The following is an 11,325-nucleotide window of genomic DNA, read 5'->3' on the forward strand; positions in this document are numbered from 1 at the left end:
TTCCGTGAATGGGGGTTCCGGGGGGAATGGGCCTTACAGGCCCGGCCACGTGCTCATGACGAGCGCGCGCACGTCATCACCGCTTTCAAACGTCAGGGCTTTCCGAGCGACTTCCACACACTGGGGGAGGGTGAGTGTGCGGATGAAGGCTTTGAGGTCGGGAACGACAGACGGAGTTGCCGACAGCTCCGTGACGCCCAGGCCGATGAGCAGCGGCGCCGCTCGGGGATCCGAGGCGATGCCGCCGCACACCGCCACCGGGCGGCTGTGCTTGCGTGCTCCCTCCACCGTCTGGGCTACCAGACGCAGGACGCCCGGGTGCAGGCCGTCGAGCTGCGCCGCCACGTGCGGGTTGCCGCGGTCCATGGCGAGCGCGTACTGGGTGAGGTCATTGGTGCCGATGGAGAGGAAGTCTGCATCGGCGGCCAGGCGGTCCGCCATGACGGCGGCGGCCGGCACTTCGATCATGGCGCCCAGCTGGACCGGCGCGGTGATGCCCAGCGCCCGGCGCTCCTCCTCCACCATGGCGCGCACGGCACGCATCTCGGAGGCGGAGGTGATCATCGGGACGAGGATGCGGCAGACCCCCGTGGGCTTCACCTTCAGGATGGCGCGGAGCTGCGTGCGCAGCAGCTCGGGGTGACGCAGCGAGACCCGCACGCCCCGCAGGCCGAGCACCGGGTTCTCCTCTTCCGGCAGGGGCAGGTAGGCCAGCGGCTTGTCGCCCCCGACATCGAGCGTGCGGATGACCACGTGCTGGCCTCGCAGGCCGTCGGCGATCTCCTGGTACTGGGCGGTCTGCTCCTCCTCGCTCGGCGCGGTCACGCGGTCCAGGAAGAGGAACTCGCTGCGCAGCAGGCCGCAGCCCTCGGCGCCCTTGGCGAAGGCCGACGCCGCGTCACCGGGACGTCCCAGGTTGGCGACGACCTCAATGCGCGTGCCATCCGCCGTCCGGCACTCCTCGTGGGCCCTCGCCAGGTTGGCCTCCCGGCGGGACGCACGGGCGGCGATGGCGTGGAGCGTGGCCTCCCGGGCCGCGGCGGGGGGATGGACGTGGACCTCACCCCGGTCTCCATCGACGATCAGCTGCGCCCCTTCGGGGACGCGCAGGGCCGCGTCGCCCATTGCCACCACGGCCGGAATGCCCATACCGGCCGCCAGGATGGCGACATGTGAGGTGGGGCCACCGTGTGCCGTGCAGAGCGCGACCAGCCGGCCGGGGGGCACCGCCGCCAGGTCCGACGGCAGCAGCTCGTCAGCGACCAGGATCGTATCCGTCGGGAGCTCGGCCGGGACGCGCGAGCCGCCCTTGCCCGTCAGCAGGGCGATGACGCGGCGACCGATGTCGCGCAGGTCGTCGACCCGCTCCGCCAGGAGCGAATCCTTGAGTCCTTGGAGAACCCGGACCTGCTTCTCGACCGCGGTCCGCCAGGCCCACTCGGCGCTGTAGCCCGACTGGAGCTCCTGGGTGGCGGCGTCGGCGAGCTCCGGATCGTCGAGCAGGGCCAGGTGGGCGCGGAAGATCTCCGTCCGCGCCGCGCTGCCCTTTCCCTCTCGGGAGATCATCGCCTCGATGTCCTGGCGCACGCGCGAGAGGGCCTCGGTCAGGCGCTGATTCTCTTCCAGAAGGCCGCGACCTGCCCGGGTGAGCTCGGGCTGCTCCTCAATGACCCTGACCGCCCGGCCCACTGCCATGCCGGGGGCCGCGATGGTTCCCTTGAGCAGCACCTCCGTGTCGGGGGTGAAGGGCACGAGCGCGGCAACGGGCGCTCGGACGTGCTCGACAGGGGCGGCCGGCGACTCCGCCAGGGGCAGGATCGGATCTCCCAGCCCGCTGGTCACCAGATCAACCAGCTCTTGGGCCACCTGCTCGGCCTGCTCACCCCGGACGGTGACCGTCAGCGTGGCACCGTGCTGGGCGCTGAGGCTCATGAGCGCCACGACGCTCTTGCCGTTAACGGTGTGAGCCTTGTGGCCCACGTTCACGGGACCCGGGTGAAGCCGGGCATGCCTGGCGAAGGCGGCGGCGGGACGTGCGTGGAGGCCGTGGGGGATGAGGAGCCGCACATGCCGCTCCGCCGTCGTTCCGTTCACCTCTCCCGGGTGGGTTTCCTCGCCGCCCTGGACCTCCAGCAGCAGCTCGCCGACCGAGACCTCGCGATCCTCCACCCGGCCGGTGATGGTATGGGCGTCGCCATTGGTCACCACCATGGCCGTGACGAGGCTGCGCGCTCGGCGAGCCAGCAGATCCATGTCGAAGGTGATCAGCGGCTGCCCGGCCCGGACGTTCTGCCCCTCGCGGACGTGGACCGTGAAGCCCTCGCCGCGCAGGTTCACGGTGTCGATGCCGATGTGGAGGAGGATCTCCGCGCCGGTCGGGGTCCGCAGCGTGCACGCGTGGCGGGAGGCATGCACTGAGAGGACGACACCATCACAGGGGGCCCGAAGCTCGGCCGACGTTGGGTCGACCGCGATGCCATCCCCCACCATCCGCTGGGCAAAGGCGGGATCTGGCACTTCCTCCAGGCGGGTCGCCCAACCCGCGAGCGGCGCGACGAGCTTCAATTGGGACATGGTGTGCTGCTCCACCGGTGTGACGTGCCTCAGCGTGGACATGAGCCGTTCCCCCCCTTGGGTGCGATTTCCGCGAGCGCGACGCGCAGGTTGCCCCCAGCGCGGGCCAGGGCGTCCTCGGCTTGCGCGTGGGAGAGGCCCGCGAGCCCGAGGACCGCATGCTTGACGTCTCCATGGCGGGCGAGGGCGTCTGCGGCGGCCTCCTCCCCGACATTGGCGATGCGTGAAACAATGGTGATGCAGCGCTGGCGCAGCTTCGCGTTCTCCGGCCGCACGTTGCACATCAGGTTGTCGAAGACCAGGCCGAGCCCGGTCATCACAGCCGTAGAGAACAGGTTGAGGAGCACCTTCTGCGCCGTCCCGGCACCCAGCCGGGTGGAGCCGGCGACGACCTCTGCGCCCGTATGAACAACCACGCCGTGCTCGGCGGCTTCGATGAGCGGCGAGCCAGCGATGCTGGAGATGGCCACCGTCAGGGCTCCATGGCGCCGGGCCTCATCCACGATGCCCACGGTGAAGGCGCTGCGTCCGCTCGCGGACACTCCGACGACCACGTCTGCCGAACCGGGCCGGAGATCCCGCACCCGCGAGCGCCCCCCAGCCTCATCGTCCTCGGCGCCTCCATCGAGGCCCCGCGTCAAATCCAGGCCACCGGCCAGCAGGATGGCGAGGCGCGTCGACGGCCAATCAAAGGTCGGCCCAAGCTCCAGGGCATCCAGGGCCGCGAGCGTCCCCGCGGAGCCGGCCCCGGCGTAGATCAACCGCCCGGAGCCTCGAGACAGACGCTCGATGGCCGCATCCGCGGCGCGTCCGAGCATCGGCAAGGCAGGCAGGCAGGCCGCCGTCGCTCGCGACTGGCTACTCCACAGCGTTTCAAGGATCTCCCCCGTGCCCCAGGTATCCAACCCCTGGAATCGCCGGGCTGCTCCCTCCGTATCCTTCGCCATGTGACCCCCACCTATGGTCTGGACGAGCTGGTATTAGATTGGACTGGTGCAAGATACCAGCACGAGCCTTGATTTCAACGAAAATTCACGGAGACCCCGGAAGATCTTTTAGAACCTTTTTAACGCACTGTGAAAAGACCAATATTTTCAAGGAGTTGATTCTGGTTTTCGAATCGGGAGCCCCTCTTCTGGCTTGATTCGTGGTCTTAGACTGGTATCTTAGTGGTCGCACGAGGGGAGAATTCATGTCGAGCCACCCGAGCGGAGCCGATGACCTGGATGGGCAGGCGCTGTCGAGCGATCTGCCGCTGCCGCTCTACCTTCAGCTCGCGAGGTATCTGAGAGGGCAGATCGTCAGTGGGAAGTTTGGCCACCGTGACGCACTGCCGGGCGAGCGCGAGTTGGCGGAGCGGTTCAGCGTCTCGCGGGTCACGGTCCGCAAGGCGTTGAAGGAGCTGCTGGACGAGGGGCTGCTCGAGCAGAGGCAGGGGGCCGGCACCTTCGTGAACCGCGGCCAGAATCCCTATGTGGAGCAGCGCCTGTCCACCCTGACGGGCTTCTCCGAGGACATGGGGTCGCGAGGACTGGTCGCAGGCTCGGTGTGGCTCAATCGCAAGGTGGCGGTGGCGACGCCCGAGGAGGCGCTGGCGCTCGGTCTCAGCCCAGGCGCCACGGTCTGCCGTCTGCAACGGCTCCGCACGGCCAACGGCGCCGCCATGGCGCTGGAGCTGTCGGTCCTCCCGACGCGCTTCTTGCCTGATCCCAGTGAGGTGAAGGGCTCTCTCTATGAGACGCTCCGGAACAGAGGGTTCACGCCCTACCGCGCCCTGCAGCGCCTGTCGGCGATCCAGCTGCCAGCCGACCAGGCGGAGCAGCTCGGCGTGCCCGAGGGCGCGGCGGCTCTCTACATCGAGCGTCGCACCATGCTCGAGGACGGCACTCCCCTGGAGTTCGTTCGGTCTCAATACCGAGGCGACTCATACGACTTCATCGTTGAACTGAACCTGGCTGGCCCGGCCAGTCCCAAGAGGTGAGCCGATGAGCATCAGTCCTGTGTCCGTGAGCACCGGAAGTCCTCCCGTTCCCGCGATGGCGCTCGAGGCCGCCCAGTCGGCGGATGCCGCTCGTCGGCAGATCCAGCAGTGCGCGGATACCTTCGCCGAGCTGGGTGCAAGGCTGCGCCAGTGGCCCCCGCGTTTCGTCGTGACCTGCGCGCGCGGCAGCTCCGACCATGCGGCCAGCTACGGCAAGTATCTGATCGAAACCACGCTGGGCCGAGCCGTCGCTTCGGTGGGACCGAGCGTGGCGTCGGTCTACAACACCCCGAACCTGGACCTGAAGGAGTGTCTCTTCATCGCGGTCTCCCAGTCGGGTCGCAGTCCGGATCTCCTGAGGCTCACGGAGGCGGCTCGCGCGGGGGGTGCCCTGGTCGTCGGTTTCGTCAACAACGAGGACTCTCCGCTCTTCAAGCTGTGCGACCTCGCGTTTCCGCTGTGCGCCGGTCCTGAGCGGAGCGTCGCCGCCACGAAGTCCTACATCCTCTCGGGGCTCGCGTTCTTGCAGCTGGCGGCGCACTGGTCGGGGAGTCAGGAGCTGCACGACGCGGTCGAGCGGCTGCCGGAAGCGCTGGAGCAGGCGCGGGCCCTGGACTGGTGGCCAGCGCTTTCGCGGCTCTCCGGGGCCCACAGCATGTTCGTGCTCGGGCGTGGGAACGGGCTGGGCGCGGCGCTCGAGATGGCGCTGAAGTTCAAGGAGACCTGCCGGATGCACGCCGAGGCCTTCAGCACTGCCGAGGTGAGCCATGGCCCGCTCGCGCTCGTGGGCCCTGGCTTCCCCGTCCTGGCGCTCGGGCAGGAGGACAGCTCGGCGGAGAGCACCCGGAGCGTGGTCCGTCGGATGGTGGAGTTGGGAGCGGATGTCCGCTCGGTGCTCGAGGTTCCGGGTGCGGAGCTGCTGCCGTCAGTGCCGGGGGTGCCGAGCGCGATCGCTCCGCTGTGCCAGGTTCAGAGCTTCTACATGGCGGTGCATCGGTTGGCGGTGGCGCGCAAGTTGGATCCGGATGCGCCCGCCCACCTGCGCAAGGTGACGGAGACAGTGTGATGAAGAGAGTCCTGAAGGGCGCACGGTGCTTCACCGGCGAGCTCATGCTCGAGGACCACGCAGTGGTGCTCGAGGGCGAACGCATCACCGCGGTGCTTCCCGTGGCGGACGCGCCGGCCGACGCCGAGGAGGTGCGGCTGCCCGCGGACGCGTTGCTCGTGCCGGGCTTCATCGACACTCAGGTCAACGGCGCGGGCGGCGTGCTGTTCAACGAGACGCCCACGGCCGATGCCGCGCTCGCCATCGCGGCGGCTACCCGGCGCTCGGGCACGACGGGGTTGTTGCCCACGTTCATCACGGATGCGCAGGAGAGGATGTTCCAGGCCTGCGAGGCCATCTCCGAGGCGAGCTCGCGTTCCGCCAGTGGGATCCTCGGCATCCACTTGGAAGGGCCCTTCATCAGTGGCGAGCGGCCAGGGGTTCATGAGCCGCGCTACATCCGCGCGCCTGATGCTCGGGATATCGAATCCCTGACGGGCCTGGCGGGGCGGCTGGCCAGCAAGGGCTGCCGTCTGCTGGTGACGTTGGCGCCGGAGCGAGTCGACGATGCCACCCTCCGCCGGTTCGCCGCGGCGGGCGTGGTGCTCGCGGCAGGTCACACGGCGGCGGCGTATGACCGGACACGCGAGGCGCTGACGGCCGGTGTGCGTGGCTTCACGCACCTGTTCAACGCCATGCCGCCGGTGAACAACCGCCAGCCGGGGCCGGTGCTGGCTGCCCTCGACTCGGAGGCCTGGTGCGGCATCATCGCGGATGGCATCCACGTCCATCCCGCGCTGCTGCGACTGCTTTTGAAGATCAAACCGCCCGGCAAGGTGTTCCTGGTCACCGACGCCATGCCGCCCGTTGGGACGGACGCGGTCTCGTTCTCGCTCTATGGCCGCACCATCCTGCGCCGTGAGGGTCGCCTGGTGACGGAGAACGGAACGTTGGCGGGCGCCGACATCGACATGGCCACGTCGGTGCGCAATTGCGTTCGTCTCCTCGGGTTGCCTCTCGAGGAGAGCCTGCGCATGGCGTCGCTCTACCCGGCGTGCTTCCTCGGGTTGGAGGGGCACCTGGGTCGGCTGGCGCCGAACTTCCGCTCGGATCTCACGCTGCTCAGTCCGGACTTCAAGGTGCTCGCCACGTGGGTGGGGGGTCAGGAGCAGTGGTACTGACTGTGCTCCCCCTGTGACTCCGGGTCCTCTCTCTTTGGCTGCGGTGGAAGTTGCCACGCGAATTGGAAAGGCACTTTGACCCAGGCAAACACTTCTCCTGACGTTGCGCCGTGAGCTCAACGCGATGGCTCATCTGGGGTGGGGGCATTGTGGATGCTCTCTCCGCGTGATGCAGTAGTCGGTGCCGCTTGTGTTCCGAGCGGGTTTCAAACCGGCCAGGAAGGTGATCAATGCGGGGCAATATTGATTGCAAGCAATTCCAGGTTCTGGGCTCCAACCTGCAGATCGTCATTGATGGGTTCGGATCGTTCACGCTCATCGCGAGCAAGATCCTCCTCGAGGAGAACCTGGGTTCCGCTGACAAGTCCGGGCAGGTGAAGTTCGAGCCCGCGAGCTGGTATCCGCTCGAACGCTGGTTGAACACGCTTGAGCGGATTGAGAAGGAGTTCGGCGCCGCGCTCCTCTTCCAGTCGGGGATGACCACGCCGAAGCACGCGGTCTTCCCTCCGACGGTGACTGACATTCACAGCGCGCTGCAGTGCATCGACGTCGCGTACCACATGAATCACGCCGTGCGTGGCGAGGTCATGTTCAACCCCAGCACGGGTCAGATGCGCGAGGGCATTGGCCATTACCAGTACGAGCACGTGCCGACGAAGAGAGAGATCATCGTCCGGAGTTCGACCCCGTACCCATGCGATTTCGACCGGGGCATCATTGCCGCCATGGCGCAGCGGTTCCAGCCCAACGCCCTGCTCACCCATGATGCGAAAAAGTGCCGCAAGCACGGAGGAGAGACCTGCGCCTACCGCGTCACCTGGATGGCGTAGGCGGGCACTCCAAGGGGCTACAGGTTGAAGCCGACGTTGCCGATCGAGATGCTGGGTCCGAACATGAAGGACCACTTGCTCGAGGGGACCCGCAGGTCAGTGGTATTGGGATCCTCTCCGGCCTTCAGGTCCCGCGTGATGTCGCCCCGGAACTCGTGGGCGATCCAGGCCTGGACACCCACCGCCGCTCCCGTGCCGATCGGCACGCGCAACCCCAGGCCACCAACGACTGCCAGCGTGGGCGGGAAGTGAATGTTGCTCGACTGGGGAATGAGCCCCAGTCCCATGAGGCCGATCTCGATTCCCACCAGCCGCTCCTGACCTTCATTGTTCAGCAGGACGAGCCGGGACAGCACGCCGAAGTTGAGCGTGAGCTGACCGCTCGGCTGCGTCACCCGATAGAGGCCCGCGGGAACGGCGCCCGTCGCATAGAGCCGCAGGAAGCCTCCCTCGACGATCGCCGTCCATTGCGCCGAGGGCAGGCCCGACCGATCCGTTGCGCTCAGGGCGTAACGAGACTCGTCCGCGACATGGACGACCTGCACCATGATGCGGTCGAACTGGCCGAGGTTGCCCTGGATGGGGATGACGCGCGCCTCTCCGCCGGGGCGCAGCAGCATTCGCTGCTCGACGTGGCTCTCTCCCCGGGTGGAGCCGTCGGGTTTCGTGACGTCGATCCGCAGGACGATCTCCTGGATGCCTTCCTCGGGAGTCAGCCGCTCGCGGTGGATGATGACCCGGCAGGTGTGCCGCTTGGCATAGTCGATGCGGTAGGAGCTGCTCGGCCCAATGGTTTGATCCACCCCGTCCTTTCCCGTGCAGACGAACTCGATGAGGTTGGCCACGTTCGTGGGAACGCTGGCTTCCCGCACCGCCCGTTGGACGCGCTCGTCGACGAGCGCGAGGTCCATGGTCGCGAGCTCACCGGGCAGCGAGGGCACTCGGTAGCCGAAGCGCAGCGCCACGAAGCCTCCCGCGGTCGTGTCTCCGCGAACGAGGGTGGTGTTGTCCTGCGTGATGACGCGATAGGCCCCCTCCATGGGGTGCAGCGCGAAGCGTCCCTGTGCTCCGCTGCCGGCGACCTGCACGAGCGCGGGGCGGTTGGTGGGGATGAAGTCGACGGAGCCGTGGTTCGGCAGCTCCAGGTTGGCGCGAGGGTAGGGCAGCGGCAGGGTCTTCGCGGTTGTCGAGGCGACCACCGTCCGCTCCAAGGGAGAGCTCGCCGCTGAGATGGTGATCTGCCGGGCCGAGGTCCCCGCGGTGCGCAGCAGGACGTAGATACCGTCGGGGACCTTCACCACCCGCCCCACCTCGGCGCGCTCGCCATTGACCGTCCAGAGCAGGCCTTGGGGATCATGCCCACAGGCCGGACCCAGACGCACCACGAGCGCCGGCTCCGCGACGTCGCGGAGCACCGTGTCCTCCACGGCCGTCAGCGGACAGGCGAGGACGGGCAGGGTCACGGAAACCGCCGAGTCGAAGGAGTCCCCGCGGGCGATCTGGACCCGGGGCACGAGGCGCAGGCGCAGCGTCACCTGGGCGTCCGCGCCGCTCGGGACGTTGCGGATGGCAATGGCGCCATCCGCGATCTCGCAACGGGCGGGCGCACAATCGACGGAGGCGACTGCCTCGGGATGGGAGACCACCACCCGGCCCGGTCCCTTGGACAGGTCCACACCGCTGGATTGCACGAGCGGCCGGGTCAGGACGACGCGGCCGGGACGGATCAGGAAGGACTCGGGCGGTACGAGGGTGCCGTTGGCGTCATAGGTCGTCACCTCGGGACCACGCTTGCCATGGGGCGGGACCCAGTAGAGCGCCGCATCCGAGGGGAGACCGGGCGTCAGGGGCACGGTGCACTCGGACTGCCGGCCTCCGGTGGACGGGTTGAGGCAGACGTCCAGCCCCTCGCGAGCGGCCTCCTGCTCATTCTTCGCCGGTACGGACCAGGCCACCGGGACGTCCTGGAGGCGCTGACCCTTCAGCTCGATGCGTCCCTCGTCCGGGAAGAAGGTCGTGCCCGCGGCGTCGATGTTCGGAAAGGCTCCGGTGGCGATGACCGTGACGAGCTCCTGGCTCGACGCGCACTGCTCCGCCTCTTCCGCGACCTTGAGGTCGAGCGTGCGCGCGAACTCTCCGGCTTCCTTGGAGGGGGGCCGGATGGAGCGTCCATCCGACGACAGCGACCATCCTCCTCCCACCGGGCCGCACACGATTCCCTTCTGAACCACGGGGATGGCGCGTCCGCCTTCGGGTACCTGCTTGATGGGCGCGGCGGTGGCAACCCAGGTGAAGAGGAGCGTCAGGGCCGCCATTCCGGGGGGGAGGCGCCGGTCCAAGAGCGTTAATGCAGTGCGGCACATACTGGGTCAGAGATCTAACCCAGACCGACTTGGAACTGCACGAGCGAATGCTCCTAGTTGTCGCCCCAGGTGAAGCCGGTTCCCAGTGTGAAGTTGACGCCGTGGGCCCACGGGGACGTGGCAGGAGCGAAGGCCCGGTATTGCGCCTCCGCGCTGAGCGAGATCCGTCGGCTCAGCAGCGTGTGGACACGCAGTCCGACCGGCAGCTCCGGGTAGTGCGCGCCATTCAGGGCGCACAGGCCCGCGCCCGCCGTGGCGCGCAGGTCGAGCCCTCCCAGGTAGCCAAGCCGCGCCGTCAGCAGGGGCGGAGAGAGCACTGCGAGCGACCAAACCGTCCCGCCTCTGTTCAAGAGGGGGTTGCCCAGGGCCCGCGCGTAGCTGACCGACAGTCCCATGGCCCGGGGAAGGGGGAACAGGGCTCGCGCACCCGCCACCGGTGTGGCGCCGCGCAGCGAGGTGGCGGCACCTCCCAGGAGCTCCAGGGCGAGCGAGGGGGAGGGGTTCCAGTTCGGCCTCATGGCCACATTCCGGGCCTCTGCCAGCGCGGTGAGTCTCTCCGCGGCCCAGAGGAGGAAGGCGCGGGAGTAGGCCACGGCCGACTCAACTCGCGCGTCCACGAAGTCGTCGTACTCCGAGGGGTCCACCTTCCAGGTTCGCCCCTTCCAGCGCACCTCTTTTGAATCGAAGGCGTTGCCCAGCGAGCCGTAGCCGCCGAACGCGCCTGGCTTTTTCGTGGTGGGCTCGGCCCAGAACGCGCTCCAGGGGATGGCTCCACCCTCCACCGTCGTCAGCGAGCCCGAGCGCACCACCTCCAGCGTCTCCCGAGCCAGCGCGAGCTGGGCCTCTTCTCCGGAGAGCGGAGCGATCTCCCGCCCGAGGGAGAACTGCCCCGCCGAGTGCTGCTCGAAGCGATCCGAGAGCCCGTGCATCACCGGCACCACGTGCATCGGGACGGCCATGTCCTGGATGTGGTGCACCAGGTGGCCCACGCGATCGAAGGCTCGCGCCAGGTCACCGTTGCTCGCGGCCTCCTCGGCCTCCTGCCACAGGACGCGCACGCGAGTCCCCGAGTCCTTACGGAAGGAGGAGTCGAGTGAGATGTCAGGGTGGAAGAAGTGGTGATAGCCGGCCCATTTGACGGGGAGGTTCAGGTCCTCCGCCCGGCTCCCCTCCACCACGGCCTCCCGATGCGCCGCGAGCTGGGGGAAGTCACCCGCCGCGAGTGCCGCATCGACGGACACCCGGGTCATCGTCTCATGGTCCGGTACCGAGAAGGCGCTCGCTCCCAGGGGCAGCAAGAGGGCGAGCAGGAGCAAGAGGCAGGAGCGTTTGAAGGGCATGATGGCGCGGA

General features: G+C 68.3%; 8 protein-coding genes. 4 read left to right on the forward strand and 4 right to left on the reverse strand.

The window, feature by feature from the left end:
• Positions 1 to 33 precede the first annotated feature (33 nt).
• Positions 34 to 2,616, reverse strand: a complete 2,583-nt coding sequence (gene ptsP, locus F0U60_RS18675; RefSeq protein ID WP_395821778.1) for a phosphoenolpyruvate--protein phosphotransferase — start codon at positions 2,614 to 2,616, stop codon at positions 34 to 36.
• Positions 2,604 to 3,521 carry an N-acetylmuramic acid 6-phosphate etherase gene (locus F0U60_RS18680; RefSeq protein WP_395821781.1) on the reverse strand — a complete coding sequence of 306 codons (918 nt, stop codon included), beginning with the start codon at positions 3,519 to 3,521 and terminating at the stop codon, positions 2,604 to 2,606. The genes ptsP and F0U60_RS18680 overlap by 13 nt, the downstream gene beginning before the upstream one ends.
• 245 nt (positions 3,522 to 3,766) lie before the next feature.
• Here F0U60_RS18680 and F0U60_RS18685 point away from each other — a divergent pair, with 245 nt between their 5' ends.
• The 4 genes from F0U60_RS18685 to F0U60_RS18700 all read left to right on the forward strand — a co-directional run bounded on the left by F0U60_RS18685 (position 3,767) and on the right by F0U60_RS18700 (position 7,611).
• Entirely contained in the window at positions 3,767 to 4,555 is a 789-nt protein-coding gene (locus tag F0U60_RS18685) for a GntR family transcriptional regulator (RefSeq protein ID WP_395821783.1), read from the forward strand.
• Between the two features lie 4 nt (positions 4,556 to 4,559).
• Positions 4,560 to 5,621: an SIS domain-containing protein gene (locus F0U60_RS18690; RefSeq protein ID WP_395821786.1), complete on the forward strand. Its 1,062-nt coding sequence runs from the start codon at positions 4,560 to 4,562 to the stop codon at positions 5,619 to 5,621.
• Entirely contained in the window at positions 5,621 to 6,781 is a 1,161-nt protein-coding gene (nagA, locus tag F0U60_RS18695; protein ID WP_395821789.1) for an N-acetylglucosamine-6-phosphate deacetylase, read from the forward strand. The genes F0U60_RS18690 and nagA overlap by 1 nt, the downstream gene beginning before the upstream one ends.
• Before the next feature lie 230 nt (positions 6,782 to 7,011).
• On the forward strand, positions 7,012 to 7,611 hold the full coding sequence (locus F0U60_RS18700; protein ID WP_395821792.1) for a hypothetical protein: 600 nt from the start codon (positions 7,012 to 7,014) through the stop codon (positions 7,609 to 7,611).
• Between the two features lie 17 nt (positions 7,612 to 7,628).
• Here the strand turns inward: F0U60_RS18700 and F0U60_RS18705 are convergent, their stop codons facing one another.
• Both F0U60_RS18705 and F0U60_RS18710 read right to left on the reverse strand, forming a co-directional pair.
• Complete coding sequence (locus F0U60_RS18705) at positions 7,629 to 9,926, reverse strand: hypothetical protein (protein ID WP_395821795.1); 2,298 nt, start codon at positions 9,924 to 9,926, stop codon at positions 7,629 to 7,631.
• A 101-nt stretch (positions 9,927 to 10,027) separates the two neighbouring features.
• On the reverse strand, positions 10,028 to 11,314 hold the full coding sequence (locus tag F0U60_RS18710) for a hypothetical protein (protein ID WP_395821799.1): 1,287 nt from the start codon (positions 11,312 to 11,314) through the stop codon (positions 10,028 to 10,030).
• Positions 11,315 to 11,325 lie beyond the last annotated feature (11 nt).

This window comes from Archangium minus, from assembly GCF_044360475.1.
Lineage (GTDB): Bacteria > Myxococcota > Myxococcia > Myxococcales > Myxococcaceae > Archangium > Archangium minus.

Coding starts and splice junctions, on each gene's coding strand:
- F0U60_RS18690 (WP_395821786.1), top strand. CDS start 4,560: ATGAGCATCAGTCCTGTGTCCGTGAGCACCGGAAGTCCTCCCGTTCCC.
- F0U60_RS18685 (WP_395821783.1), top strand. CDS start 3,767: ATGTCGAGCCACCCGAGCGGAGCCGATGACCTGGATGGGCAGGCGCTG.
- F0U60_RS18680 (WP_395821781.1), bottom strand. CDS start 3,521: ATGGCGAAGGATACGGAGGGAGCAGCCCGGCGATTCCAGGGGTTGGAT.
- F0U60_RS18705 (WP_395821795.1), bottom strand. CDS start 9,926: ATGGCGGCCCTGACGCTCCTCTTCACCTGGGTTGCCACCGCCGCGCCC.
- F0U60_RS18700 (WP_395821792.1), top strand. CDS start 7,012: ATGCGGGGCAATATTGATTGCAAGCAATTCCAGGTTCTGGGCTCCAAC.
- nagA (WP_395821789.1), top strand. CDS start 5,621: ATGAAGAGAGTCCTGAAGGGCGCACGGTGCTTCACCGGCGAGCTCATG.
- F0U60_RS18710 (WP_395821799.1), bottom strand. CDS start 11,314: ATGCCCTTCAAACGCTCCTGCCTCTTGCTCCTGCTCGCCCTCTTGCTG.
- ptsP (WP_395821778.1), bottom strand. CDS start 2,616: ATGTCCACGCTGAGGCACGTCACACCGGTGGAGCAGCACACCATGTCC.